The following is a 25,894-nucleotide window of genomic DNA, read 5'->3' on the forward strand; positions in this document are numbered from 1 at the left end:
TTGACCGGGTCAGGCGGTTTTTGCCAGATCCTCATCACGCAATTCACGCCGCAGGATTTTACCGACATTGGATTTCGGCAATTCGTCCCGGAATTCGATGAACTTGGGCCGTTTGTAGTTGGTCAGGTGGTCGGTGCACCAGGACTTGACGTCGGCTTCGGTCAAATTCGGATCGGACTTGACGACGAACAGCTTGACCACCTCACCCGATTTTTCGTCCGGTACGCCAATGGCTGCAGCCTCGAGTATGCCGTCATGGCTGGCAGCCACTTCCTCGACCTCGTTCGGATAGACGTTGAAGCCGGAGACAAGGACCATGTCCTTTTTGCGGTCGACAATGCGCACGAAGCCGCTGTCGTCCATATAGCCCATGTCGCCGGAGCGGAAATATCCGTCCTCAGTCATAACCTTGGCGGTTTCTTCCGGGCGGTTCCAGTAGCCGACCATGACCTGCGGCCCGCGAATACAGATTTCGCCGACTTCGCCGAGCGGCAGCGATGCGCCGTCCTCGTCACGGATATCGATATCTGTCGATGGCATCGGCAGACCGATCGTGCCGCTGAATTCACCGGCGCCGTCAAAACGGTTGGCGGTTGCGACCGGAGAGGTTTCGGAAAGGCCGTAGCCTTCCGAAATATTGCAGCCCGTCAGTTCTTTCCAGCGCTCGGCCACGGGCCGTTGCACCGCCATGCCGCCGCCGACGGTCAGACGCAGGTCGGAAAAGTCGAGCTTGCGAAAATCCTCATTCGCCAGCAGCGCGTTAAACAACGTGTTGAGCCCGGGCAGCACGTGGAATTTGTAGTTGCCGAGCTCTTTGACGAAGCCCGGAATATCGCGCGGATTGGGGATGAGCACATTATGCGCACCCTGGTCCATGCCCATAATCGCGTTCACCGTCAGCGCAAAGATGTGGTAGAGCGGCAGGCAGCAGATATAGACAAGCTGATCGGGAAGCTCTTCCCTTCTTCTCAGCGCCTCCAGCCAGACATCGTTTTGCGCGGCATTCGAAAGAATGTTCCTGTTGGCAAGGGTCGCGCCCTTTGAAACGCCGGTCGTGCCCCCGGTATATTGCAGGAAGGCAATGTCGTCGGGTCCGCAATCGGCTGGCTTGAAGGTCATTCCGGCGCCGGCTGACAGCGCCGCCTTGAATGATGTGTGACCGGGAAGCGACCAGTCGGGCACCATCTTCTTGACCTTGCGCACGACGAAGTTCACCAGATGGCCTTTCAGCCCCATCATGTCGCCCATGGTTGCGACGCAGACCAGTTTGACGTCAGTCTTGCCGATGACCTGCTGCAGGGTCGTTGCAAAGTTCTCCAGAATGAAGATCGCCTTTGCGCCTGAGTCCTTCAACTGGTGCTCGAGCTCGCGCGGTGTATAGAGCGGATTGACGTTGACGACCGCATAACCGGCCTGGAGAATGCCGGCGGCGGCAATCGGGTATTGCAGGATATTGGGCATCATGATGGCGACCCGGTCGCCCTTTTTCAGTCCGTTGGACTGCAGCCAAGCGCCGATCTGGGCGGCATAGGTATCGAGTTCACGATAGGTAATGGTCTTGCCCATGCAGGTGAATGCAGGCTGGTCCGCATATCGCTCGCAGGCGCTCTTGATCAGTCCGCCGACGGACTGGTGTTGCAGTGGCCCGATTTCAGCCGGCGTGCCTTCCGGGTATGATTTCAGCCAGACCTTCTCAGCCGCCGCGGCTTCCGCCGTTGTTTCCGACGCGGTTTTGTTTTCAGGCGTGGTGGTCATACTCTTCCTCCCGGACTGCGCTGGCGCGGTTGTGTTGCACTTATCGCGTGTGACGCTCCGCCAGGGGCCGGCTGTCGTTCACGCGTCTCCCATTACCAATTATGATTTATTGTCAGCGGGTCCGCTGCGCAAGTGCCATTTTACGTAAAAGTAAGAATATGTCGAGAAGCGAACAATAAAATGGGAAAGGGAATGATCCGGCCGGTTGCCTGTTCGGGTGCTTTGCAAATTGACGGGCCAGACCGGTCGATCTGTTGGTTGGCGATGCCATCGCCCGCGGCAGCCGGTCCCGTATCAAGGGTTCAACACAAACCGGCTGACATCAAGGAGATAGCGTTGGCACCGCCGGCTCGTTGCGGGCACGCTCTGCGGTAAAATATGAGTACTGTAGTTTAGAATATATCTAAACTATTGATATTTAACATTTTTAAGTAAGAATTTGATTGACAATCCGCCGATTGGAAGCTTATCAGCGCAGTCAATCCGGACAGATGTGCGATTGCGGGCAGGGTCCACGCAACCTCTCCAGCGCACAACGCACCCGGTGCCGTTCCAATGCTGCTAACCCGGAGCAAATAATGATTGATACTATCAGGAGATTTGGCGCTGCGGTGCCCATGGCCGTCATTCTGGCCGCAGGCGGTGCACCGGCGGTGCATGCGGAGGTGGACGGCAAAGCCGTTCTGGAAACCTACGCCAATATTGCACAGGCCAATTACAGCGACGCCCTGACAACGGCCAAAACGCTGGAAGTCGCAATCGGTGCGCTGGTCGCCGATCCGAGCGAAGAAACCCTGAAGGCGGCCCGCACCGCATGGAAGGCGGCGCGCATTCCCTATCAGCAGACCGAGGCCTTTCGCTTCGGGAATCCGATCGTCGACGATTGGGAAGGGCGGGTGAACGCCTGGCCGCTTGATGAGGGGCTGATCGACTATGTCGATTCCAGTTATGGCAGCGATTCAGATCTCAATGAACTCTATACCGCCAATATTATCGGTAACGGCAAGGTCAAGGTGAACGGCAAGGCAATCGATGCCAGCGTCATCACGCCCAAATTCCTCTCCGGTGAGCTTCACGAGGCGGGCGATGTCGAAGCCAATGTGGCGACCGGCTACCACGCCATCGAGTTCCTGCTTTGGGGCCAGGACCTCAACGGTACGGGCCCGGGCGCCGGCAACCGTCCCTACACGGACTATGATCCGAACAACTGTACAGGTGGAAACTGTCAGCGCCGCGCCGAATATCTGGCCGCTGCCGCCAACCTTCTGGTCGACGATCTGGAAGAAATGGTCGCCAACTGGGAAACCGGCGGTGAAGCCCGCAAGGCAGTGATGGAAGGCGATGTCCGACAGGGCATTGTCACGATCCTCACCGGCATGGGGTCATTGTCCTATGGCGAGCTTGCCGGTGAGCGCATGAAGCTCGGCCTTTTGCTGCACGACCCGGAAGAAGAGCACGACTGCTTTTCGGACCTTACCCACGTTTCGCACCTTTATGACTCGATCGGCATCCGCAATGTTTACGAGGGCTCCTACACCCGCACGGACGGATCGGTCGTCAAGGGTCCGTCGGTCTCCGACATGGTCCAGGCCGCCAAGCCCGAGGTCGACAAGGAATTGCGCGCCAAAATCGGCGCGACCGTTGCCGCAATGACCGCCATTGCGGATGCGGCGGAAAAGGGCGAAGCCTATGACCAGCAGATTGCCGAGGGCAACGGGACCGGCAATGCCCGCGTGCAGGAGGCCATCGATGCGCTGGTCGCGCAGACCAAATCAATCGAACGGGCCGTTGCCGCGCTCAATCTGGGCAAGCTCGAGTTCGAGGGTTCCGACAGTCTCGACAATCCGGCTGCGGTGTTTGAATAGGAGCGCCCATTGATGCGCGATCGCAGGCCGTCCAGAAGTCTGCTGTTGATTTTTATTTTGGTGGCGGCGCAGGCTCTTGGCCTCGCCGCCACACCGGTTTTCGCGCAGCGTGCCGGTCTAAGCCCGGCTGATGCCGCGCGCGTCAAGGCGGTCACCCGGCCGGCGACGGATTTCTCAAAACCGGAAAAATACGAGGCGATGTCCGGCGGCGCAGCAACTCATCGCCAGCCGGCTGGCCGCAAATCCTTCTCTTTTGCCTCTGCCAATATTGGGTTTGCCGACCGTGAAGATTTCAACCTCGGCGAGGCGCTGTTTGACAAGCTGTGGGTCTCGGCCCCCGCGTCGACCAAGGCATCGGACGGGCTCGGGCCGCTGTTCAACGCACGCGCCTGCGCCAGTTGCCATATCGGCAACGGCCGCGGACGGGCACCGGATGGTGTAGATGATGAAGGCTCTCTCATCCTAAGTCTTTCTGCCGGTGGCGGTTACGGCACGGTGCCCGATCCCGCATATGGCAGCCAGCTGCAGACCCGCGCCATACAGGGGCAAATGGCCGAGGGGCGTGTTGAGACCACCTATGAGGAGTTTCCGGTTCTCCTTGATGACGGCACAAGGACTGTGCTGCGCCGTCCAACCTATCGCCTGAAAGATCTGAGTTCCGGTCCGATCGCCGGTGGTACGGTTCTGTCGCCGCGCATGGCGCCGCCGATGATAGGACTTGGCCTTGTCGAGCAGATCGCGGCAAGTGACCTTGAGGCGCTTGAGGATCCTGATGATCGTGACGGCGACGGTATATCCGGCCATCTGAGCCGGGTACGCGAACCCCGGACCGGCCAAATGGCCATTGGCCGCTATGGCTGGAAGGCCTCGCGGCACTCCGTCAGGGCGCAATCGGCGGCAGCATTTTCCAATGATATCGGTCTGTCGACGTCGCTGTTTCCGCAGCACAGCGGCGATTGCACGCAATCACAGACGGCCTGCATGTCCGCGCCTCATGGTGAGCAGCCGCATCTTGGCCGGTTCGAGGTCACCGACGCCGTGCTCGATCTCGTGACGTTTTATGCCGGCAATATAGCCGTACCGGCACGCCGGAACGTCGCCAATCCTGAAGTGCTTGAAGGAAAGGCGCTGTTTTACGGCGCCGGCTGTATTTCGTGCCACACGCCGAAATTTGTCACCAAGCGCGGTGACGGCGCCAATTCCTTTCAGCTCATATGGCCTTACTCGGACTTTCTTCTGCACGATATGGGTGAGGGGCTGGCCGACCAGGGAACCGGCAATCTGACACGCGAATGGCGCACGCCGCCGCTCTGGGGAATTGGCCTTACCAGGGAAGTGCTGGGCGAGGAAAACTATCTTCACGACGGTCGCGCCCGGACACTGGAAGAAGCCATTTTGTGGCATGGCGGCGAGGCGGAAACCGCGCGCGATGCCTTTGCGGCGATGGATCGAGAGCACAGGAATGCGCTTTTGAGTTTCCTTAATTCTCTGTAATAATTCAGCATCTTAGTACAATATTGATTTGCCATGTCTTGCTCTCCTGTACCGCAGCGAGAGCAAAAACGCTGCACCCCGCTTGACAAATTCCCTGAATTAATCAAACGTTTAATAAATAAAACCGGCCGTCGGTTGCATCAGCCGGAATGGAACCTGCCGCAATGAAGCGGCAGAAGCGGGAGGCATGCCGTTGCCGCAGGCGCAGACAGCGCAGCAGGGAAAGCAGAAGGACAGCCGCACGGCCATCTTGGACGCGGCGGAACAGGCCTTTGCGGAATACGGGTTCGGTGGCGCGTCCATCCGGGCGATAGCCCGTGAGGCAGACGTCAACCAGGCGATGATCCACTATTACTATCAGAACAAGGATCAGCTTTTTACCGCAGTCGTTGCCCGGCGCTCCGGCGAAATCAATGAACGACGCAACAGGGCGCTTGATAGCCTGTTCGACGGCGCGACGCCGACACTAGAAATGCTTGTTGAAGCCATCTTGCGGCCGACGATCGAACTCGGGCACGACAAGGGGCGCGGCGGTGCCGCCTATGCGCGGCTCATCGTCACTTTCAACAACTCGGCCGATGAGCGCTCTCAAAATGCTGCGAAGGATCACTACGATCCGATTGCCCGGCGTTCGATCGATGCAATCATGAAAGTGATGCCGGAGCTGGGCAAAGCCGAAGCCGTCCGCGGCTATCTGTTTGCCATCAGCGTTGCCCTTTCGGTTATGGCCAAGACCGGGCGTGCCGCGCGGCTCTCGGACGGCCTTTGTGATGATTCCGACACGGAAGAAACGGTGACCAGCGTGGTTGCCTTTGCCTGCGCCGGTATCCGGGCGCTGGCCAACAACAAACAAAAGGAAGCCGGACAGGCCGGTGAAAAGTGAGGCGGACAAGGCTTCCCGACAAACCTGCTTAATAATTGGTGAGGACCAGGAGGAAATAATGAAACGTATCGTATCGACTTTATTGGCAACCGCCGTCCTGGCGGGCGCGTCTTTTACGGCTAGGGCCGAAACCATAGATGTCACGGTCGCCGCCGGGCACCCGCCGGTGTTCCGCTGGGTCAAGCATACCAACCAGACCTTCATTCCGGCGGTCAACAAGGCGCTGGAAGGCACCGACATTACCGTCAATTGGAGCGAGCATTATGGCGGCTCCCTTGCAAAGGTCGGCGGTGTTCTGGAAGCGGTTGAAGAGGGGCTTGCCGAAGTCGGCCTTGTCTCCAGCCTTTTCGAGGCGGCCAAGCTGTCGCCACAGAATGTCACCTATTTCACCCCGTTCGTTTCCAGCGATGCGACGGCAATTTCCAAGTTGATCGATGCGCTGCACGAGGAAAACAAGGAACTGCGTCAGTCCTGGGAGGATAACAATCTCGAATATCTCGGCGCCGCGATCGGCATTGATGACTATCTGCTGATGACCAATTTCCCGGTCAATTCGCTCGAGGATCTTAAAGGCAAAAAGATCGGCGCACCAGGACCGGCTGTCAACTGGCTCAAGGGCACTGGCGCCATCGGCGTTTCGGGCAATCTGACCACCTATTACAACGAACTGAAGACCGGCGTTTACGACGGGGTTATCGTCTTTGCCACGGCCGCCTTGCCCGGCAAACTCTATGAGGTCGCCCCGCACATCACCCGCGTCGGCTTCGGCGCCCAGTATGCGGGCGGCATTGCGGCCAACAAGGACTGGTACGACGCCCAGCCGGAAGCCCTGCAAAAGGCTCTGAAGAAAGGCGGTATCGCCCAGCGCGAGGCCTATCACAAAGACCTCGATGCAGCGATTTCCGCTTCGCTTGAAACCATGAAGGCGAATGGCGCGACGATCACGGATGTTTCTCCCGAGTTCCGCATGAAATGGGCGCAAGGCATGGAAAACGTCGCCAAGGACTGGGCCGCCAAGCTCGACAGCGAAGGCAAGCCGGGTTCGAAAGTGCTCGCGACTTACATGAACGCCATGCGTGATGCCGGCGCGAAGCCGGTCCGCAACTGGGACCAGGAATAGGCGTCGAACCGGGAGCCTTGGCGGAAGTGACTGCCGAGGCTCCTGGCGCAATCCTGTAACAATCCAATGCCAAAATCGTTTGAAATCGCGCAGCGCATCATTGATCGCGTCACGATGGGCCTCAATGTCCTCGGAACGCTTCTGATCCTCGCTCTGATGATCCTCATCAACAGCGACGTTATCGGCCGGGGTCTGTTCCTCTCGCCCGTGTCGGGCGTTCCCGAGCTCGTTTCGATGTCCATTGTCGCCATCGTCTTTTTGCAGGTCGGACAGGCCTTCCGCATGGGGCGGTTCACCCGCACTGACGCCGTTATCAACGCGCTCGAAAGATCCGTTCCCCGCGCCCGTGCAGCGCTTGAACTGATTTACTGCGCCGCCGGTTTCTTTGTCATCGCGGTACTGTTGAACGCCAGCTATCCGCTATTCGTCAAAGCCTGGAACCGCAACACATTTGTCGGAACCGTCGGCGACTTCATTGCGCCGATCTGGCCGGTGAAGCTGATTATTCTTGTTGGATGCGCCGCGCTTTTGCTGCAGTTGGCGATGTCCGCGATCCGTGCGGCGATTGCTATTTGGACTGGCGGCGCTCAATCCGGGGCAGACGAGGTGAGCGGCCATGACGCCCCTTGAGATAGGCCTTGCGGCGCTCGCCGTCATGGTGGTGCTCGTCTATGTCGGCATGTACGTGCCGCTTGCGCTGATGGTGGTGTCCTACGGTGCCGTCTGGGTGATGAAGGGGTCGCCCCTGCTGGCCGGCAAGCTGCTGGCGCTGGCCGCCTCCGAGACGATTTCAAGCTATTTCTTCGGCGTCGTGCCGCTCTTTGTCCTGATGGGCTATGTCGTCTCGGTCACCGGTATGGGACGGGATGCCTTTGACGTTGCCAACCAGGTCTTTCGCCGCTTTCGCGGCGGCCTCGGCATCGGCACGGTGGGCGCCAATGCGATCTTTGCGGCGATCACCGGCATATCCATCGCCTCGGCGGCGGTGTTCACGCGCATAGCGGTCCCTGAAATGGTGCGACACGGCTATACCAAGCGGTTCTCGGTCGGGGTTGTCGCCGGATCATCCGTGCTTGGCATGCTCATTCCGCCAAGCCTGCTTTTGATCCTCTATGGCCTTTTGACCGAACAGTCCGTCGGCGACCTCTTCATTGCCGGCGTCATTCCCGGCCTGCTGCTGGCGTTTATTTTCGGTATCGGGGTCTATGCCATGGCCCGCTTCTGGCCGGGTTTCATCGGCGAGAACCTTTCCGATGGCGGCGAGGCATTGCTCAGCGGTCCCGAGCTCTTCCGCAAGGGTTTTCCGATCGCCGCGCTGATCTTCCTCGTCCTCGGCGGTATCTATGCCGGCTGGTTCACACCGATTGAGGCGGGTGCTGTCGGATGCCTTGGCGCAATCGTCATCGGCCTGTTGCGCCGATCGCTGAGCTGGAAGGATTTCTGGAGTGTTCTGACCGACACCGGGCTTGTGACCGCATCGGTGTGTTTTCTCATCATTGCAGCGCAGATGTATTCACGCATGCTGGCGCTGTCGGGCGCACCCGGTGAATTCGGCAGTTTCGTCGCCACCGCCGATATCGGCTTCTGGGGCGTGGTGCTGGCCTATGTGCTGCTGGTCATCGTCATGGGCACGATCCTTGATTCCTCGTCCATTATGCTGATCCTTGTGCCGCTGATGCTGCCGGTAATCCAGCCGATGAACATCGATCTGATCTGGTTCGGTATCGTTACGGTGCTTGCCGTGGAGATCGGTCTATTGACCCCGCCCTTCGGCATCTCCGTCTTTGTCATCAAATCGGCGCTCAATGACGACACGATCTCGCTCGGCGATATTTTTGCCGGGGCGGCGCCATTCGCCCTGATGATGCTTCTTGTTTTGTTGCTGGTGCTGATCTTTCCGCCGCTGGCAACGCTGCCGCTCGGTTATTGAGGATAAGAAAATGCCACGCAGAATCGTTGACCTTTCCGTTCCGCTGGAAGCCGATATAGCCTCCGATCCGCCCGTCATGTTGCCGGAGATTGATTACCTCGATCACCAAATGACGGCCGAGCAGGTCACGTCCTTCTTTCCGGGTCTTAAGAAGGAAGATCTTCCGGGCGGCGAGGGCTGGGCGCTGGAACAGCTTCGCATCACCACGCACAACGGCACGCATCTCGACGCGCCCTACCACTACCATTCGACCATGAACAATGGCGAGCGTGCCATCACCATCGATGAAGTTCCGCTCGAATGGTGTTTCCAGAGTGCCGTAAAGCTGGATTTCAGCCACTTCGACGATGGGTATGTGGCCACAGCCGCCGATGTTGAAGCCGAACTCAAGCGTATCGGCCACGCGCTGCAGCCGCTTGACATCGTCGTGGTCAACACCTCGGCCGGTGCGCATTACGGCAAGCCCGATTACGTGGCAAAGGGCTGTGGCATGGGCCGCGAGGCAACGCTCTACCTGCTTGAGCGCGGGGTCCGGGTCACCGGCACGGATGCCTGGAGCTGGGACGCGCCCTTCGTCTACACCGCAAAGGAATATGAGCGCACCCACGATGCCGGCATCATCTGGGAAGGGCACCGCGCCGGCATGGATATCGGCTACTGCCATATCGAAAAACTAACCAATCTCGAGACGCTGCCGGCGAGCGGCTACGAGATCGCCTGCTTCCCGTACAAGATCAAGGGCGGATCGGCGGGTTTCACTCGTGCCGTCGCGATTTTTCAAGAATAGGAGCTGTCATGGTCAACAAGATGAAAAAGGTAATCATCACCTGTGCGGTAACCGGCGGCGTACACACGCCGACCATGTCCGATGCCTTACCGGTGACACCCGACGAGATCGCGAAACAGTCGATCGACGCCGCCGATGCCGGCGCCTCGATTATCCACTTGCATGCACGCAATCCTGAAGACGGACGCCCGACGCCCGACCCGGATGTTTTCATGCAGTTCCTGCCGCGCATCAAGCAGGCGACAAATGCCGTCATCAACATCACCACGGGCGGCGGCCTCGGCATGACGGTGGAAGAGCGGCTCGCCGCGCCTATGAAGGCGGAGCCGGAAATGTGCTCGCTGAACATGGGATCGATGAACTTTTCGCTGCATCCGCTCGCTGACAAATATCCGAGCTTCAAACATCCGTGGGAAAAGCAGTTTCTGGAGGGCAGCGAGGATTTCATCTTCCGCAACACCTTCAAGGATATCCGCATGATCCTGCAGCACCTCGGCGAGGGCTGCGGCACGCGTTTCGAGCATGAGTGCTACGACATCGGCCATCTCTACAATCTGGCGCATTTTGTCGATGCGGGGCTGATCAAGCCGCCGTTCCTTGTTCAGTCGATCTTCGGAATCCTCGGCGGCATCGGCGCCGAGATGGAAAATGTCATGTTCATGAAACAGACGGCTGACCGGTTATTCGGCAATGACTATGTCTGGTCGGTGCTGGCGGCCGGTCGCTTCCAGATGCCGTTCGTCACGCAGGCTGCGATGCTTGGCGGCAATGTCCGCGTCGGTCTGGAGGATTCCCTCTTTATCGGCAAGGGGCAGCTTGCCGAATCCAATGCGCAGCAGGTGGCCAAGATCCGCACCATTCTGGAAGAGCTCGGAATGGAGATCGCATCGCCCGACGATGCCCGCGAGATCCTTGATCTGAAGGGCGGCGACCGGGTCAATTTCTGATGGCAGCCAATCCTGTGATCGGATTTCAGGTTGACCCGGAAGATATTCGGACCGTCGGTCATGATTTGCAAAGGCCCGAATGCATTCTGGCGGAGCCGGACGGCTCCCTCTGGTCGGCGGACGCCCGTGGTGGTGTCGTTCACATCAGTCCCGATGGCAGCCAGAAGATCATCACTCAGTCGGAACAGACCGGTTTTGCCGACGTAGGGGAAGAGGCGAAGCGCTTCACCACAGGAACGCTGCCCAACGGTCTTGCCTTCGCCCGCAACGGCGACATCCTGATCTCAAATTTTGGAACCGACCGTCTGGAAATCATGAAGCGCACCGGCGAGACCCGGGTGCTTCATGACACGATCGACGGAGCTCCAATCGGAAAAGTCAATTTTGTACTTCGCGATTCGAAGGACCGGATATGGCTGACCGTATCGACGAAGATCCCCAATTGGATGGACGCCATCAGTCCCAGTATCCGTGACGGTTATATCGCGCTTGCCGACAAAAATGGCCTGCGCATTGTGGCCGACGGGTTTGCCTTCACCAACGAAATCCGCCTCGATGCCAGGGAGGAATGGCTCTACATCGTTGAAACCACTGCGCGGAGAATAACCAGGATGCGTGTGGCTGAGGATGGATCGCTCAGCGGGCGCGAGACGTTTGGCCCCTCAGACCACGGGGCGTTTATCGACGGCATCGCTTTCGACGCTATCGGCAATTTGTGGGGCACCCATGTCATGACCGATCGCGTCTTCGCCATTACGCGGGAAGGTGACCTGCAGATCATTCTCGACGATGACCGCGGTTCGCAAACCGGCAAGGCGCTGCTCAGAGCTTTCGACGAAGATCGGGTGACACCGGATCTGCAGATGGCTTGTGGCGGCACCATCGCGCCCTGGATGGCGAGTATCACCTTTGGCGGGTCCGATCTGAAGAACGTTTATATCGGCAGCTTGCGGGGCACGACGATCCCCTGGTTTCGTTCGCCGGTGCCGGGGTGGCCCATGATTCACTGGAACGAAGGAACAAAACGATGAGCGATACCGTTGCTATGCCTGAAAAGGCCGTGGTTCAGTTCGATTGCCGCGGAACCGCGGTCGGGAAGATGCGCAATGAGCTGGCGATCGAAATGGTCAAGCCGTTCAAGGAGGAATTTGAACTCGCCACCGACGAGGGCAAGTTTCACGGCGGTGATGCGTCCGCCCCGCCACCGCTGGCGATGTTCGTGGGTGCATTGACGGGTTGCATCATGACCCAGATCAGGGCCTTCGCGAAAAGGCTGGGTGTCTCGCTCAACGACCTCAAGGTCGAAACCCGCATTCAGTGGAACTGGCAGGCCGTTGACCGGGTTTACGAGACTGCGCCGAAGAGCTTTGAGATCGACGTTTTGATCGACAGTCCGGATCCGGACGACAAGGTGGCGGAGCTGATCGAAACCGCAAAGAAGGGCTGCTTCATCGAACAGACACTGGGCGTTGGCAATACGATCAACCATCGCATGAAAACCGCCGACGGCTGGCGCGACGTCTGATTGGTTACTGCTTGGCCCGCAAAACGGTCTTTTCGACGATGGCCGGGTCCATCTGACCTTCCAGCCCGATGGCCACCATGTGTGAGACCGGCGGGGCCGGACCGTACATCCGGTCGAGGCTCACTCGATGGCCGACCCGGTGGATGGCGACCGGTTCTCCGCCGTCTCCGGGCCTGATAATTCCCTTGAAACGCAACACGCCCGGCGGCAGCGCCGCAAGGCCCTTTTTGAGCTTGTCGAGATCAAACGAGCCCGTCGCCTCACAGGACCAGCGGACATAGTGTTCGCTGTGGTCCGCTGAATCCGTTGCCTGGATATCGTATTTTGCGCCGGAATAAGCGCCCAGCACCGCATCGAGTGCCGCAGCTCCATGCTTGCAGCCAAGCGCCGGCGTACCGGGGCAAATCTCCGCAAGGATGTGTCTGAGCGCCTGCAGCCGCTGCTCCGTGACCAGATCCGATTTGTTTATCAACAGCATATCGGCAGACGAAATCTGCTCCATCAGGGCTGACGCAATCTGCGGATTCGCCAGATTGGCTTCGATAAGTTCCGCATCGACCAGCGTCACGATACCATCGAGATGCAGGTCCGGTTCGGCCCGGGCGATATTGGCTATGTTTTGCGGGCGGGCAATACCGCTTGCCTCGATGATGAGATGGTCGGGCTTTGGCGTTCGGTCCAGGACTGTTAAGAAGGCTTCAAATAGATCGCTGCCGAGCGAGCAGCAGACACAGCCGTTTGACAGCGTCACGATATCGCCGTCGTCGGACTGGATGAGATCGGCATCAATAGCCAGATCGCCGAAATCATTGACCAGAACCATCAGTTTGCGGCCATCCGCATGGCGCAACAGATGATTGACCAGCGTTGTCTTGCCGGCGCCCAGATAGCCGGAAATGATCGTGACCGGCAATGCGGAACTCGCAATCTTCATATTTCCGCTTTCTCAGGCTCGATGGACTACGCCGCCGAGCACCGTGCCCCAGACAGTGATATCCCTTATCCTGTCTTGTTCAACGTCAAGCGGGCTTGCATCCAGTATAGCAAAATCCGCCCGCTTTCCCGGCTCGATAGAACCGATCTCGTGTTCCATCCTGAGCGTATAGGCGGGTCCGAGTGTTATGGCGTGTAGCGCCTCATAGGCCGAGATACGTTCTTCCTCGCCGAGGATCTCGCCGCCTGCCGTCTGTCTTTGCGCAGCCGCCCAGGCGGTGACCAGCGGGGCAAGTGGCGTGATCGGGGCGTCGGAATGGATGGCAAGGGGAATGCCATGGTCGAGCGCCGTCCTGCACCCGTCCATTTTGCGGGCTCTTTCCGGCCCCAGCGTGATCGCCTTGTGCTGATCGCCGAAATAGTAAATGTGGTTGGCAAAGAGATTGGCGCACAGCCCCAGTTCCCGCATTTTCTCGAACTGTTCGCGATCGGCCATCTGGCAATGCTGCAACACCGTGCGGTGATCGTCGGCGGATTGCCTTTTGATCGACGCGCCGACCGCATCGATCGCAACCTGGATCGCCTCGTCGCCATTGACGTGAATGTGCGTGTGTATGCCGTTCCGCAGCAGCGCGTCCACAAGAATGTTCAGTTGATCCGGCGCTATGTTCCAGATCCCGTTGGCTGCGCCATTGTAATAGCCCGGTTCGCGCAGCCGCGCCGTAAATCCCTGGATCGAACCGTCGGTGACGATCTTCACCGATCCCAGCCGCAGCTTGTCCGTGCTTTGGGGGGCGAGTTCCCTTGCCCTTGTGACAGTCTCGTCTGGCGGTTGCTGCAGTCCGTTCAGCGCACTCACCAGGCGGATCGGGAAGGCCTTCTCGCTGGTGACGTTTTTGAGCAGGGCAACATTGCTGTCCTCAAGCGAAGCAACGAGATCGGTCGCCGTCGTCACCCCGACCGCGTTGCAGACCTTGCCGAAGTCGCGAATGCCGTCACCGTCTCCCGACAGGGAGCGAATGTCGATATTCATGCGCCGCATGACGGGGAACATGACGGCCATTTCCTGCAATTCGCCATTGGGTTCGCCGTCCTCTCCCATGACGATGCCTTCGATGTTCGTTTCCGCTGTGTATTCGGCGAGCCGGAGGGCGGGGGTGTTGACGGTCATCACGTGGAAATTGGAATGGAGAACGGCAATCGGCCTCGTGTCGGAAACCCGGTCGAAGTCGTGGCGGTCCGCGCGCGGTGCCGGCAGGAATATGGGATCGAAGCCCCACGCAATCAGCGGCACGCCTTCTTCCAGACCTTCCTGCTCGCCGCGCATGCGTTCGATGACGGCGTCGATGGATTTCACACCGCTCCACCGCCGCCCCTGCGGGTCGACCCGGTCCTGGTATCCGACATAGACGAAGCGCCATATGCCACCCGCGAACATGTGGCTGTGGCCTTCGACAAAGCCGGGTACGATGATCTTATCGGCAAAGATGTCATTGGTGTCAGCCGTGCCCCATCCGGCTGCGTCCTTCTCGGATCCAACGGCCACAACAAGCCCGTCGCGCACCCCGACATGGGTTGCTTCGGGTTGTTCGGGGTCCATGGTGACGATTTTTCGGGCTTTGAAAATATGCAGTTCTGACATGGCTTTCCGCACTATTGTTACGGCCTCGCCACCGGCGAAGTCTATTGCCGGTCACTTTAGGGGGTGTGTATTGTTCGAGAAAATGTATTATTTTGCGTAAGATCCTCGGAAAAATGGAGGGATTATGCATTACACGCTCAAGCAACTGAAATACCTCGACGCGGCGGCGCGTCACCGCTCGATCACCGGTGCCGCAGAGGAATTCAGTATTTCACCGTCCTCCATAGCCGCAGCCATCAACGCCATGGAAGAACAGGTGTCGGGGGCCCTGTTTGTGCGTCACCCGTCCAAGGGTGTCACGCCAACCCAGTACGGTCAGGACTTCCTTGCCCATGTGCGCGGCATCCTTGAGCAGCACAATCAGTTCGAAAAGTCACTGGGCGGTGTCTCCAGCCGGCTTGAGGGCAGGGTTCGACTTGGATGTTTTGCACCGCTGGCGCCGATTTTGCTTCCCATTGTCATGAAAACCATATCCATCCGCTACCCCACGGTTTCGGTGGAGATTGCCGAAGGCGATACGATGGAAATCATCGGCATGATAGCGAACGGCGAACTGGATCTCGCCATGGGCTATGACTACGCCTCGGCTAAAAATACGAAGTTTTCGCCATTGTTCGATGCACCGCCCCATGTCGCCCTCAACGCGGAACACCAGCTTGCCACCCGCTCCGTTCTTGACCTGGAGGAACTGCGTGACGAACCGATGGTGCTTTTGAACCTGCAGCCGACGCGGGACTACATGTTCGGCCTCTTTGAAGAGCGTGGCCTGACGCCGGTGATCGCCCATTCATCCAAATCCTCGGAACTGGTGCGTGCGCTGGTGGCATCCGGCCTTGGGTTTTCCATCTTCAATGTCAGACCTCTCAGGAAACAGACCTACGTCGTCGGAGACATTGTCCGTATTCCGCTGCGACCGGGATATCAGACGCCTTGCTTCGGCTTTATCTATCGCGACGAAAAGAACCTGACGCGTGTGGAAAAGGCCCTCATTAAGACCTGCGAAGAGCTGAATCTCGATGGTGTGTTCAAGCGGGTTCTGGTGCAGTGACCGGGTTGATTGCTCAGTATTACTGAGGGTTTGCCCCTGAAAAAAACATTTTTCAAATCAATTGCGCGCATTTAACCTTACAGGCCGGAACAAACATCAATCACAACAACATTTGTAACGTGCTGGATTTCATCAATCAGGGAGGTTGAGGCACATGAAGAATTTACGTGGATTGCTTGCCGGCGTCGCCATTGCGGCGTCGCTTGTCATGACGGGCGCGGTTCAGGCGCAGGAGCCGGTCAAGGGCGGCACGCTGGTAATCGGCACGACCCAGAAACCGCGACACCTCAATCCTGCCGTACAGTCCGGCGTCGCAACGGCAGTCCCGGGAACCCAGATTTTTGCAACGCCACTGCGCTTCGATGCTGAATGGCAGCCGCAGCCTTTCCTCGCGGAAAGCTGGGAAGTGGCTGATGACGGCAAATCCATCACGCTGCATTTGCGCGAGGGTGCGACCTTCCACGATGGCAAGCCGATCACCTCCAAGGATGTCGCATTTTCCGTCAAGACCGTGAAGGAAAACCATCCATTCAAGACAATGTTTGCCCCTGTCACATCCGTCGATACACCTGACGACAACACAGCGGTCATCAATTTCGACGCCCCGCATCCGGCAGCGCTTCTTGCTATGTCCTCGGCTCTGTTGCCGATTTTGCCGGAGCATGTCTACGGCGACGGGCAGGATCCGAAATCGCATCCGGCCAACAGCAAGACCGTCGGTTCGGGGCCCTTCAAATTGGTCGAGTACAAGCCCGGCGAACACATCATTTTGGAAAAGAATCCCGACTATTTCCTTGAAGGAAAACCGCATCTCGACCGCATCATAATCAAGAACTACAAGGATGTGACGAGCATGGTGCTGGCGGCCGACAAGGGCGAGATCGACATGCTGCCGTTTTTGACCAGCACCCGCGATCTCGAGCGGTTGAAAAAGAACGATTCACTTGAAGTCACCAATCAGGGTTACGCCGCCGTCGGCCCGATCAACTGGCTGGCATTCAACACCAAGAATGAGGTTCTCAAGGATCCGAAGGTACGCCAGGCAATCGCCTATGCGATTGACCGCAACTTCATCGTCAACGCATTGCACTCCGGCTTTTCAACGCCCGTCACCGGCCCGGTAGTTTCCGGCAGCCCCTTTTCCGCGCCCGACGTCAACGCCTATGACGTTGACCTCGACAAGGCCAATGCAATGCTCGACGAAGCCGGTCATCCGCGCGGCGGCGACGGAACCCGCTTCAAGCTGTCGCTCGATTACATTCCGGGCTTTGCGGAAATGCAGAAGACGGTTGCTGAATATCTGCGCCCGCAGCTGAAAAAAGTCGGCATCGATGTCGAGCTGCGCGCATCGCCCGATTTCCCCACATGGGCCAAACGTGTCAGCGGGCACGATTTTGATATGTCCATGGACATCGTCTTCAACTGGGGTGACCCGGTTATCGGCGTGCACCGCACCTATCTTTGCAGCAATATCCGCGAGGGCGTCATTTGGTCCAACACGCAGAGCTACTGCAATGAAGAGGTGGATACGCTCCTGAGCCAGGCCGGAACGGAAACCGATCAGGCAAAACGCGCTGACCTCTACCGCGCTGCACAGGCAAAGATCGTCGATGACGCTCCGTTGGTCTTCCTCAATGAGCTTCCCTACCACACGATCTACAACAAGAAGATCGGCAATGCTCCGGTGACCATCTGGGGGCCCATGGCACCAATGGATGAAGTCTACAAAAGCGAGTAGACCTTAGCCTGAAATATAAGGCGCTCCGGGCAAGCGGGTCCGGGGCGCCGGACCGCCTGTAAAGGGATTATTGCGCGATGCTGATTTGGACGGTGTTACGCCGACTGATCTACTCCATCATTCTTGTCGTGGCCGTGCTGGTGTTGAACTTCCTGCTCATCCATCTGGCGCCCGGCGACCCTGCCGACGTGATTGCCGGCGAGATGGGGGGCGCCACCGAAGAGGTGATGGCCAGCATCCGCAAGGCCTACGGCCTCGATCAGCCGCTCTACGTTCAGCTTTGGGTTTACCTGAAAAATGCTGCCGGCGGCGATCTCGGCCAGTCGTTCTTCTATAACGCGCCGGTGCTTGACCTCATACTGAGTCGTGTTGGCGCAACGCTGCTCCTGGTTTTTACCGCCCTCGGATTTGCCATTGTTGCCGGCACCGCCCTCGGCGTCATTGCCTCGCGCAAGCCGACCGGCATTGTCAGCAATCTGGTCACCGTGCTTTCGGTTATCGGCTATTCGGCACCGATTTTCTGGACCGGCATCATGCTGATCATCGTCTTTGCTTCGCTGATCCCGCTGTTTCCGATATCCAACATGTATGACGTAACCAAGGATGTGGGACCGGTCGGATATGTCTTTGACGTCGCCCACCATCTTGTCCTGCCCGCCTTCACGCTCGGCATTGTCTACCTCGCGCAATACAGCCGCCTGACGCGCGCCAGTATGCTGGAAGTGCTCGGCAGCGACTATATCCGCACCGCCCGTGCCAAGGGCGTTTCGGAGCGCAAGGTCTATGGACGCCATGCCCTGCGCAATGCCGTGCTGCCCATCATCACGATCGCCGGCCTGCAATTCGGTGGCATCGTCTCCGGCGCGGTTCTGGTGGAGACCGTGTTCAACTGGCCGGGTCTCGGCACGCTGGCTTTCGATTCCATTCTTGCCCGTGACTACCCGACGATCCTTGGCATCCTGTTCTTTTCCGCCGTCATCGTCATCATCGCAAATCTGATCACCGACCTTTTGTACCGGGTTGCCGATCCACGCATCAGGATGGCCAAATGACTGTCATTGAGACCAGGGACGAAAGCCTTCCGCGCGCCGAACACCCGGCAGCAGAAGCCTGGCGTATTTTCCGCAGCCGCCCCGCTGCACTGTTCGGTCTCCTGCTGCTGGGCATAATCGTTCTGATTTCGCTCCTTGGGCCCTACATCTACGCGGTCGATCCGTTTGAGATTGTCTGGGCGCCGCTGACACCGCCCTTCGAGACGGAAACCGCAATCCTCGGTACCGACAATCTCGGCCGCGATATGCTGGCCGGCCTCATTGTCGGAGGACGGGCGACCTTGCTGGTGGGGATAACCGCGGCGCTCATCACCATCATCATCGGCATTCTGGTCGGTGCGCTGGCGGGCTATTATCTTGGCTGGGTGGATGACGTGTTCATGCGCATTACCGAGTTCTTCCAGGTGCTGCCGCCGCTGCTTTTCGCAATGGTGCTGGTGACGCTTTTCACGCCCTCGCTGCCCGTCGTTGCCATTTCCATCGGCGTTGTATCCTGGCCGGCGACGGCAAGGCTTGCCAGGGCCGAATTCATGCGCATACGCGGCCTGGAATATGTCAGCGCCGGCCGTTCCATCGGAGCCCGCGACGGCCGCCTGATATGGCGGGTGATCCTGCCGAACGCACTGGCGCCGCTGATTGTTTCTGCGACGTTGACGATCGGTGTGGCGATCCTGTTCGAAGCGGGGCTGAGTTTCCTTGGCCTCAGCGATCCCAACACCATGAGTTGGGGCCTGATGATCGGCAGCGGACGGCAGTATATTCTCGATGCCTGGTGGGTCGTGACGCTTCCGGGTGCCATGATCTTCCTCACGGTTCTCGGCGTGAGCCTCATCGGCGACGGCCTCAACGACGCCTTCAACCCCAAGCTCAGGGAGCGCTGATCATGACGGTGCTGAAGGTGGAAAATATCGTTGTCGATTTTGCCACACGGCGCGGCAATGCGCGCGTGCTTGATCACGTCAATCTGGAGGTCAATGAGGGCGAGATCCTGGGTATCGTCGGGGAATCGGGATGCGGCAAGTCGATGACGGCGCTTTCGATCATGGGTCTTGTGCCAAGTCCGCCCGGACAGTTGACCTCCGGATCGATCTATCTTGAAGGCCGCGATCTTGTCGGTCTGTCAAAGGACGAAATGCGCGATATCCGTGGCAATGAAATCGGGATGATCTTCCAGGAGCCGATGTCATCGCTCAATCCGGTCTTCACCGTCGGCGAACAGATTGCCGAGAGCGTGCGCCTGCACGAAAACGCATCGCCGCGCGCCGCCTGGGACCGCGCCGTTGAAATGCTTCGCGCTGTCGGCATACCGGAGGCCGAGGCACGGGCGAAGTCCTATCCGCACCAGCTCTCGGGTGGCATGCGCCAGCGGGTGATGATCGCCATCGCGCTTGCCTGCAATCCGCGCGTGCTGATTGCCGACGAACCGACGACGGCGCTCGACACCACGGTGCAGGCACAGATTTTCGATCTTCTGGAGGATTTGCAGAAGAGCCGCGGCACGGCCATCGTCCTGATCACCCACGATATGGGGGCCGTTGCGCAACTCGCCGACCGGGTTGCCGTCATGTATGCCGGGCGCATCGTCGAAACCGGCACGGTCGAAGAGGTTCTGACGAAACCGCGCCACCCCTATACCGCCGGCCTCATCGCCTGTGTCCCGCATCTGCAGCCGGACCCGCCGGAAGTGCGCGAACCGCTGCTGGAGATCCCGGGCGTTGTTCCAAGCCTGACGGAACTTGGCGAAGGATGCGCCTTTGCGCCCCGCTGCAATCGGGCACTGCCCGAATGCACACGGCGCCAGCCGGTGCTGAAAGCCGAAAGCGGCGGTCATGCAACAGCCTGCTGGGCAGTCGAAGCGGAGTTGGAAAATGTCTGACACGGCGAATGATGCACGCTATCTCGAGGTCGAGGACCTGAAGGTCCATTTCGGCAAGAAGGGCGCCACAGTCCATGCCGTTGACGGCGTCAGCTTTACCGTCAAAAAAGGCACGACGTTCGGAATTGTCGGAGAAAGCGGGTCGGGAAAGACCACCACCGCGCTTGCCGTCATGCGCCTGACGCACATAACCGGTGGGCGGGTGAGCCTGGAGGGACAAAATGTTGGTGCCCTGGAAGGCGAGGAACTGCGCCAGGCCCGCCGTGCCTTTCAGATCGTCTTTCAGGATCCGTATTCATCGCTCAACCCGCGTCAGCGGGCTGCCGATATTATCCGTGAACCGCTTGATCTCATGGACATAGGCGAAGCCGGCGAACGCGACGGCATGGTTCGCGATCTTCTGAAACAGGTCGGTTTGCGTCCGGAGCAGGGGACGCTCTTCCCTCATCAGTTTTCCGGTGGCCAGCGCCAGCGCATCGGCCTTGCGCGGGCACTTGCGACAAAACCGAGCCTCATCGTCTGCGATGAGCCGGTTTCAGCGCTGGACGTCGCCATTCAGGCGCAGATCCTCAACCTGATGACCCGGCTTCAGGAAGATCTGGGTTTGACCTATTTATTCATTTCCCACGACCTTGGTGTCGTGCAGTACATTTGCGATGAGATCGCCGTCATGTATCTGGGGCAGATAGTCGAACAGGCCGACCGCAGGACGCTTTTCACAAGCCCGAAACACCCCTATACCAAGGCGCTTTTGGCCGCCGTGCCGACGCTGCACGCGGCGCGTGGAGACCGCTCGAAGCGTCAGCGCCTGTCTGGCGATCCACCAAGCCCGATCAACCTGCCCAGGGGTTGCCGCTTCGCATCACGCTGTCCGCTCGTTGAAAAGCAGTGCCATGAAACGCCCCCGCCGCTCAGGGCGGTGAGCGGCGGGCACTTCGTCGCATGTCATCTGGCAGGGTAATCCGGTGGCACGTTAGTGCCGTACCACCAGAACGGACTGGCGCGCGTGCCTGACGACACGGGACGCATTCGGTCCCAGAAGGTAGTCCTTCAAAGCCGGCCTGTGCGATCCGATAACAATCAGATCCGCCTTGCACTGGTCTGCTGCGGCGATAATCTCTTCGTATATATTACCATGAGCGACTATGTGTTGAACACGGGTTCCTTTAGGGACGTGTTTTGCCGTGAACGCGTGCAGTTCTTGGGTCGCGTGTTTGATCATTTCCTGTTCATGATCCGCCGGGAAAAAGGTTCCCACAATGCTGCGGCCGTAGTCGGGCACAACGCACACGACATGCATTGTGTCCTCGCCCACCATGACCTCGAGCGCCGCGTTGATGACCCGGATCGACGACTCTTCGTCGCCAAGATCGATGGTGGCAAGTATGTTTTTGAACATGTTCGTGGATGCCATGGGTCAAGCTCCCTGTTCAACAGTTGCCGGTTCCGCGGCATCACGGCGTCGGCGCTGGAGGAAAAAGATCAACGCCAGGAGCGCCAGCGCCGGGATATAGAGCAGATATTTGGAAGGCTGCGATGCCGGCACCAGAAGCTGCCTGATGACCTGGTCGAAATCGAACCCGGCAGCCTGCGCCTTTGAATCGAAGATCGCATTGTCCACCAGGACCTTGCCATCGTCCTCCAGGATTTCGAGCCCGAAGCCTTCAAGCCGCGCCGCGCCGTCCGGCTCGTCACCAACATCGATGAGCATTGTCAAAGTGATCGGATCGCCGACATCATCCAGACCGTCGACAATGGCGCGCAGTTGCGTGCCGGGCTCGGCATCACCCATAACCTTGGCAATCTCCGTCGGGCTAACCTCGGCGTAGGGCGGGGCGATATAGTCCATCCAGAAACCCGGGCGGAACAGTGTGAAGGCGACCAGAAGCAGCGCGATTGACTCCCAGATCCGCGATTTGGCGATGAAATAGCCCTGTGATCCGGCGGTAAATATCAACATGGCCGCCGTCGCGATAATGAAGACGAACACCCCTTGCGCCCAGGTCACGTCGATCAGCAGAAGATCGGTGTTGAAGATGAAGAGGAACGGCAGCAGCGCCGTGCGCAGCGAATAGAAGAATGCCACGAATCCCGTCCGGATTGGATCGCCGCCGGACACGGCGGCGGCCGCGAAGGACGCAAGCCCCACCGGCGGCGTCACATCCGCCATTATGCCGAAGTAAAATACGAACAGATGCACCGCGATCAGCGGGACGATGAGACCGTTCTGCTGCCCGAGTGCAACGATCACCGGCGCCAGCAGCGACGAAACAACGATATAGTTGGCTGTTGTCGGCAGCCCCATGCCAAGGATCAGGCTCAGGACCGCTGTAAAGATCAGGATCAGCATGATCTGACCCTGCGACAGGAATTCGACAAGAGCCGCAAGCACCGATCCGACGCCGGTCTGCGAGACTGCGCCGACGATGATGCCGGCCGCGGCCGTCGCAATGCCGATGCCGATCATGTTGCGCGCACCGGCGATCATGCCGTCGATGAGTTCGTTAAAGCCGCGCGCGAAAGTCCCGTCCCGTGAATCGCCACGGAACATTGCAAACAGCGGCCGCTGGGTCAAAAGGATGAAGATCATGAACGCGGTCGCCCAGAAGGCGGACAGGGAAGGCGACAGCCGTTCAACCATCAGGCACCAGATGAGTACCAGCACCGGCAACAGGAAGTGCAGGCCGGATTTGACCGTCGGGCCGGGCTCCGGAAGCCGAACCACCGGCTCATTCGGGTCGTCCAGCTCCAGTTCCGGGTAGGCCGAGCAAAATCGGACCAGACCGATATAGGCTATGCCGAGAAGTGCGGCGATAACCCATGGCGTTGCCGGGCCTGCCAGTTCGCCGATGAAGTCAATCAGGAAGAAGACGCCGAATGCGCCGATAACGGTGATTCCGAGAACCTGCGCGCCGGTTGAAACGACCTGCGCTTTGCGGTCTTCGCTGAGCCGCGCCCCAAGGACCGCGAATGCGGTGAAAATGATGCCGAGCACGACGGCAACGGCAAGCAGCTTGTCGTCGGCATCCTGCAGCCATTGAAACGCCAGGAACAGATAGTAGATGGCGCTTGCGGCCGCGAGAATGACGGCCATGGTGATGCCGAAGGAAATCATGCCCCATTTCAGCGGCTTGGGTTCGCTTGCCCTGTCGAGGCCGGCCATGCCGAGCTTCTTTGCTTCAAGATGTACGATATAGACAAGAGCGATGTAGGAGATGATCGCCGGCACGAAGGCGTGCTTGACCACCTCGAAATAGGAAATGCCGATATATTCGACCATCAGGAAGGCAGCGGCTCCCATGACCGGCGGCATGATCTGGCCGTTGACCGAGGAGGCGACTTCCACCGCGCCCGCCTTTTCGGAGGAAAAACCAACGCGGCGCATCATCGGAATTGTAAAAGTGCCGGTGGTGACCACATTGGCGATGGACGATCCGGAGATGAGGCCCGTCATGCCGGACGCCACAACGGCTGCCTTGGCAGGGCCGCCGCTCAGGTGTCCCATCAGCGAAAAGGCAACCTTGATGAAATAGTTGCCGGCGCCTGCTTTATCGAGCAGTGCGCCAAACAACACGAACAGGAATACGAGATCGGTCGATACGCCGAGGGCAATACCGAAGACGCCTTCGGTCGAAAGCCATTGGTGGTAGGCGACGGCATTGAAACTTGCGCCCTTCCAGGCAAGGAAACCCGGCGCGTAGGGGCCTAGGAAGGTGTAGCCGAGGAAGACCATGGCAACAATCATCAGCGGCGGGCCGAGAGCCCTGCGGGTCGCCTCCAGAAGCAGGATGATGCCGACCACCGAAATGACGACGTCGAGCTGGTTGGGATTGTTGGGCCGGTCCGAAAGCCGTGAACCGAAGATGGCGTCGATGATCTCGGTGTCGAAAACGAACAGGTAAAGCGAGCAGCAGGCCGCGACAATCGCCAGGACCCAATCGACCGTCGGTATGGTGCGCCGCGGCGAGGATTTGAAGGCCGGGTAGGCCAGATAGGCAAGAAACAGCGCGAAAGCCAGATGGATCGGCCGGGCTTCGCCGCTGGAAAACACACCGAAACCGGCCGAGTAGGGGAGCGGTGAAGCAATCCAGACCTGGAAGAGGGACCAGGCGAGCGCCGTTCCGGCGATGAGCTTGGCAATTGCCTGATTTGTGGGTTTGCGGCCGCCGGTATCCGTTGAGGCAACAAGATCCTCAAGTTCCGAGTCGCTCAGCTTTGTCGTACCCGTATCGCCCTGTGACATTCGACCTCCCCCCGATCTGATTTCTCATCCCTTTATAAAGCAATCGGGGGCGGATCGTAATCCGCCCCCGGGGTAAGCGCCGGTCACATCCAGCCGCGTTCCTTGTAATATTTGACGGCGCCGTCATGCAGCGGGGCCGACAAATTGTTCTTGATCATGTTCTCTTCTTTGAGATTCGCGAATGCCGGGTGCATCTTCTTGAACCGGTCGAAATTCTCAAAGACGGCCTTGGTGATTTCATAGACCACCTCGTCCGGCGTATCCGTCGAGGATACGAAAGTTGCACCGACACCGAACGTTGTCACGTCATCGTCCGTGCCCGTGTACATGCCGCCCGGAATGGTTGCCATAGCGTAAAAGTCGTTGTCGCTGGCAAGACCCTTGGCCGCATCATTGTCGACATTGATCAGTTTGGATTCGCACGACGTCGTCGCTTCCTTGATCGATCCGTTGGGGTGACCGACCGTGAAGACGATCGCATCAACCTTGTTGTCGCAAAGCGCTGCGGCCTGTTCGGCTGATTTCAGCTCTGACGCCAGTGCGAAATCGTCCATCGACCAGCCCATCTTGTCCATCAGCACTTCCATCGTGCCGCGCTGGCCCGATCCCGGGTTGCCGATATTGACGCGCTTGCCTTTCAGGTCATCGATGTTGTTGATGCCGGAATCGGCGCGGGCAACAACGGTGAACGGCTCGGGGTGAACCGAAAATACGGCGCGCAGGCCATCAAATTTTCCATCCGGGAACTTGTCGGGCGCCGTGCCGTTATAGGCGTGGTACTGCCAGTCGGACTGGGCAACGCCGAGATCGAGATCACCGGTGCGGATACCGTTGATATTTGCAACGGAACCGCCGGTAGTGTGCGTGCACTTGATCTCGTGATCCTTTGTGCCGCGATTGACGAGACGGCAGATGGCGCCGCCGACCTGATAGTAAACGCCTGTCTGCCCACCGGTTCCGATGGTTACAAACTTCTCTTCCGCAATGGCCGTTCCACCCAAGCCTATGGACAGAGCCACGGCGGTTCCGGCGAGCATGCTGCGTCGTGATAACATC

22 protein-coding genes are annotated in these 25,894 nt (G+C 58.9%); 16 read left to right on the forward strand and 6 right to left on the reverse strand.

The features are described 5' to 3' along the window. Positions 1–9 precede the first annotated feature (9 nt). Positions 10–1,755, reverse strand: coding sequence for a long-chain fatty acid--CoA ligase (locus ABVT35_RS22870; protein WP_368469619.1), 1,746 nt, complete (start codon positions 1,753–1,755; stop codon positions 10–12). Positions 1,756–2,372: 617 nt separating this feature from the next. Here ABVT35_RS22870 and ABVT35_RS22875 point away from each other — a divergent pair. From ABVT35_RS22875 to ABVT35_RS22920, 10 genes are all read left to right on the forward strand, one after another. Further along, positions 2,373–3,620: an imelysin family protein gene (locus tag ABVT35_RS22875; RefSeq protein WP_368469716.1), complete on the forward strand. Its 1,248-nt coding sequence runs from the start codon at positions 2,373–2,375 to the stop codon at positions 3,618–3,620. 12 nt (positions 3,621–3,632) lie between these two features. Then, entirely contained in the window at positions 3,633–5,114 is a 1,482-nt protein-coding gene (locus tag ABVT35_RS22880; protein WP_368469620.1) for a di-heme oxidoredictase family protein, read from the forward strand. Positions 5,115–5,301: 187 nt separating this feature from the next. After that, the gene (locus ABVT35_RS22885; protein ID WP_368469621.1) at positions 5,302–5,997 is read left to right on the forward strand and encodes a TetR/AcrR family transcriptional regulator; all 696 of its coding nucleotides are present in this window, start codon (positions 5,302–5,304) and stop codon (positions 5,995–5,997) included. Positions 5,998–6,055: 58 nt separating this feature from the next. Then, positions 6,056–7,117 (forward strand): C4-dicarboxylate TRAP transporter substrate-binding protein, encoded by a 1,062-nt coding sequence (locus tag ABVT35_RS22890; RefSeq protein WP_368469622.1) that lies wholly within the window; start codon positions 6,056–6,058, stop codon positions 7,115–7,117. 66 nt (positions 7,118–7,183) lie between these two features. Then, positions 7,184–7,747: a TRAP transporter small permease subunit gene (locus ABVT35_RS22895; RefSeq protein ID WP_368469623.1), complete on the forward strand. Its 564-nt coding sequence runs from the start codon at positions 7,184–7,186 to the stop codon at positions 7,745–7,747. Further along, complete coding sequence (locus ABVT35_RS22900) at positions 7,734–9,047, forward strand: TRAP transporter large permease (protein ID WP_368469624.1); 1,314 nt, start codon at positions 7,734–7,736, stop codon at positions 9,045–9,047. The genes ABVT35_RS22895 and ABVT35_RS22900 overlap by 14 nt, the downstream gene beginning before the upstream one ends. Positions 9,048–9,057: 10 nt before the next feature. Then, positions 9,058–9,834: a cyclase family protein gene (locus tag ABVT35_RS22905; protein WP_368469625.1), complete on the forward strand. Its 777-nt coding sequence runs from the start codon at positions 9,058–9,060 to the stop codon at positions 9,832–9,834. Between the two features lie 8 nt (positions 9,835–9,842). Continuing rightward, positions 9,843–10,781 (forward strand): 3-keto-5-aminohexanoate cleavage protein, encoded by a 939-nt coding sequence (locus tag ABVT35_RS22910; RefSeq protein WP_368469626.1) that lies wholly within the window; start codon positions 9,843–9,845, stop codon positions 10,779–10,781. Further along, the gene (locus ABVT35_RS22915; protein WP_368469627.1) at positions 10,781–11,812 is read left to right on the forward strand and encodes an SMP-30/gluconolactonase/LRE family protein; all 1,032 of its coding nucleotides are present in this window, start codon (positions 10,781–10,783) and stop codon (positions 11,810–11,812) included. The genes ABVT35_RS22910 and ABVT35_RS22915 overlap by 1 nt, the downstream gene beginning before the upstream one ends. Beyond that, complete coding sequence (locus ABVT35_RS22920; RefSeq protein ID WP_368469629.1) at positions 11,809–12,306, forward strand: OsmC-related (seleno)protein; 498 nt, start codon at positions 11,809–11,811, stop codon at positions 12,304–12,306. Before ABVT35_RS22915 ends, ABVT35_RS22920 begins: the two co-directional genes overlap by 4 nt. Before the next feature lie 4 nt (positions 12,307–12,310). Here ABVT35_RS22920 and ABVT35_RS22925 read toward each other — a convergent pair whose 3' ends face one another. Further along, positions 12,311–13,240 carry a GTP-binding protein gene (locus ABVT35_RS22925; protein WP_368469631.1) on the reverse strand — a complete coding sequence of 310 codons (930 nt, stop codon included), beginning with the start codon at positions 13,238–13,240 and terminating at the stop codon, positions 12,311–12,313. 12 nt (positions 13,241–13,252) lie between these two features. After that, entirely contained in the window at positions 13,253–14,881 is a 1,629-nt protein-coding gene (locus ABVT35_RS22930; protein WP_368469633.1) for an amidohydrolase, read from the reverse strand. A gap of 124 nt (positions 14,882–15,005) precedes the next feature. On the opposite strand from ABVT35_RS22930, the gene ABVT35_RS22935 reads away from it, so the two are divergent. The 6 genes from ABVT35_RS22935 to ABVT35_RS22960 all read left to right on the forward strand — a co-directional run bounded on the left by ABVT35_RS22935 (position 15,006) and on the right by ABVT35_RS22960 (position 21,556). Continuing rightward, positions 15,006–15,929, forward strand: coding sequence for a LysR family transcriptional regulator (locus ABVT35_RS22935; RefSeq protein WP_368469634.1), 924 nt, complete (start codon positions 15,006–15,008; stop codon positions 15,927–15,929). 154 nt (positions 15,930–16,083) lie between these two features. Continuing rightward, positions 16,084–17,667, forward strand: a complete 1,584-nt coding sequence (locus tag ABVT35_RS22940; protein ID WP_368469635.1) for an ABC transporter substrate-binding protein — start codon at positions 16,084–16,086, stop codon at positions 17,665–17,667. Between the two features lie 77 nt (positions 17,668–17,744). Then, positions 17,745–18,719 (forward strand): ABC transporter permease, encoded by a 975-nt coding sequence (locus tag ABVT35_RS22945; RefSeq protein ID WP_368469637.1) that lies wholly within the window; start codon positions 17,745–17,747, stop codon positions 18,717–18,719. Beyond that, positions 18,716–19,600 (forward strand): ABC transporter permease, encoded by an 885-nt coding sequence (locus tag ABVT35_RS22950; protein WP_368469638.1) that lies wholly within the window; start codon positions 18,716–18,718, stop codon positions 19,598–19,600. The genes ABVT35_RS22945 and ABVT35_RS22950 overlap by 4 nt, the downstream gene beginning before the upstream one ends. A gap of 2 nt (positions 19,601–19,602) precedes the next feature. Further along, a complete protein-coding gene (locus ABVT35_RS22955; protein WP_368469640.1) occupies positions 19,603–20,595 on the forward strand; it encodes an ABC transporter ATP-binding protein in 993 nt (330 codons plus the stop codon). Beyond that, the gene (locus ABVT35_RS22960) at positions 20,588–21,556 is read left to right on the forward strand and encodes an ABC transporter ATP-binding protein (protein WP_368469642.1); all 969 of its coding nucleotides are present in this window, start codon (positions 20,588–20,590) and stop codon (positions 21,554–21,556) included. Before ABVT35_RS22955 ends, ABVT35_RS22960 begins: the two co-directional genes overlap by 8 nt. A 12-nt stretch (positions 21,557–21,568) precedes the next feature. Here ABVT35_RS22960 and ABVT35_RS22965 read toward each other — a convergent pair whose 3' ends face one another. The 3 genes from ABVT35_RS22965 to ABVT35_RS22975 all read right to left on the reverse strand — a co-directional run bounded on the left by ABVT35_RS22965 (position 21,569) and on the right by ABVT35_RS22975 (position 25,893). Beyond that, entirely contained in the window at positions 21,569–22,009 is a 441-nt protein-coding gene (locus ABVT35_RS22965; RefSeq protein WP_368469643.1) for a universal stress protein, read from the reverse strand. A gap of 3 nt (positions 22,010–22,012) precedes the next feature. Continuing rightward, entirely contained in the window at positions 22,013–24,838 is a 2,826-nt protein-coding gene (locus ABVT35_RS22970; protein ID WP_368469645.1) for a TRAP transporter permease, read from the reverse strand. Between the two features lie 83 nt (positions 24,839–24,921). Further along, complete coding sequence (locus tag ABVT35_RS22975; RefSeq protein ID WP_368469717.1) at positions 24,922–25,893, reverse strand: TAXI family TRAP transporter solute-binding subunit; 972 nt, start codon at positions 25,891–25,893, stop codon at positions 24,922–24,924. Position 25,894 lies beyond the last annotated feature (1 nt).

It is taken from the genome of Hoeflea sp. TYP-13, from assembly GCF_040932035.1.
Taxonomy (GTDB): Bacteria; Pseudomonadota; Alphaproteobacteria; order Rhizobiales; family Rhizobiaceae; genus Hoeflea_A.

What these genes read in the sequence shown, in the direction of transcription:
- ABVT35_RS22945 (WP_368469637.1), top strand. Translation starts at nt 17,745, where the DNA reads ATGCTGATTTGGACGGTGTTACGCCGACTGATCTACTCCATCATTCTT.
- ABVT35_RS22895 (WP_368469623.1), top strand. Translation starts at nt 7,184, where the DNA reads ATGCCAAAATCGTTTGAAATCGCGCAGCGCATCATTGATCGCGTCACG.
- ABVT35_RS22975 (WP_368469717.1), bottom strand. Translation starts at nt 25,893, where the DNA reads ATGTTATCACGACGCAGCATGCTCGCCGGAACCGCCGTGGCTCTGTCC.
- ABVT35_RS22870 (WP_368469619.1), bottom strand. Translation starts at nt 1,755, where the DNA reads ATGACCACCACGCCTGAAAACAAAACCGCGTCGGAAACAACGGCGGAA.
- ABVT35_RS22875 (WP_368469716.1), top strand. Translation starts at nt 2,373, where the DNA reads ATGGCCGTCATTCTGGCCGCAGGCGGTGCACCGGCGGTGCATGCGGAG.
- ABVT35_RS22930 (WP_368469633.1), bottom strand. Translation starts at nt 14,881, where the DNA reads ATGTCAGAACTGCATATTTTCAAAGCCCGAAAAATCGTCACCATGGAC.
- ABVT35_RS22920 (WP_368469629.1), top strand. Translation starts at nt 11,809, where the DNA reads ATGAGCGATACCGTTGCTATGCCTGAAAAGGCCGTGGTTCAGTTCGAT.
- ABVT35_RS22910 (WP_368469626.1), top strand. Translation starts at nt 9,843, where the DNA reads ATGGTCAACAAGATGAAAAAGGTAATCATCACCTGTGCGGTAACCGGC.
- ABVT35_RS22900 (WP_368469624.1), top strand. Translation starts at nt 7,734, where the DNA reads ATGACGCCCCTTGAGATAGGCCTTGCGGCGCTCGCCGTCATGGTGGTG.
- ABVT35_RS22935 (WP_368469634.1), top strand. Translation starts at nt 15,006, where the DNA reads ATGCATTACACGCTCAAGCAACTGAAATACCTCGACGCGGCGGCGCGT.
- ABVT35_RS22905 (WP_368469625.1), top strand. Translation starts at nt 9,058, where the DNA reads ATGCCACGCAGAATCGTTGACCTTTCCGTTCCGCTGGAAGCCGATATA.
- ABVT35_RS22885 (WP_368469621.1), top strand. Translation starts at nt 5,302, where the DNA reads ATGCCGTTGCCGCAGGCGCAGACAGCGCAGCAGGGAAAGCAGAAGGAC.
- ABVT35_RS22950 (WP_368469638.1), top strand. Translation starts at nt 18,716, where the DNA reads ATGACTGTCATTGAGACCAGGGACGAAAGCCTTCCGCGCGCCGAACAC.
- ABVT35_RS22955 (WP_368469640.1), top strand. Translation starts at nt 19,603, where the DNA reads ATGACGGTGCTGAAGGTGGAAAATATCGTTGTCGATTTTGCCACACGG.
- ABVT35_RS22965 (WP_368469643.1), bottom strand. Translation starts at nt 22,009, where the DNA reads ATGGCATCCACGAACATGTTCAAAAACATACTTGCCACCATCGATCTT.
- ABVT35_RS22970 (WP_368469645.1), bottom strand. Translation starts at nt 24,838, where the DNA reads ATGTCACAGGGCGATACGGGTACGACAAAGCTGAGCGACTCGGAACTT.
- ABVT35_RS22890 (WP_368469622.1), top strand. Translation starts at nt 6,056, where the DNA reads ATGAAACGTATCGTATCGACTTTATTGGCAACCGCCGTCCTGGCGGGC.
- ABVT35_RS22960 (WP_368469642.1), top strand. Translation starts at nt 20,588, where the DNA reads ATGTCTGACACGGCGAATGATGCACGCTATCTCGAGGTCGAGGACCTG.
- ABVT35_RS22880 (WP_368469620.1), top strand. Translation starts at nt 3,633, where the DNA reads ATGCGCGATCGCAGGCCGTCCAGAAGTCTGCTGTTGATTTTTATTTTG.
- ABVT35_RS22915 (WP_368469627.1), top strand. Translation starts at nt 10,781, where the DNA reads ATGGCAGCCAATCCTGTGATCGGATTTCAGGTTGACCCGGAAGATATT.
- ABVT35_RS22940 (WP_368469635.1), top strand. Translation starts at nt 16,084, where the DNA reads ATGAAGAATTTACGTGGATTGCTTGCCGGCGTCGCCATTGCGGCGTCG.
- ABVT35_RS22925 (WP_368469631.1), bottom strand. Translation starts at nt 13,240, where the DNA reads ATGAAGATTGCGAGTTCCGCATTGCCGGTCACGATCATTTCCGGCTAT.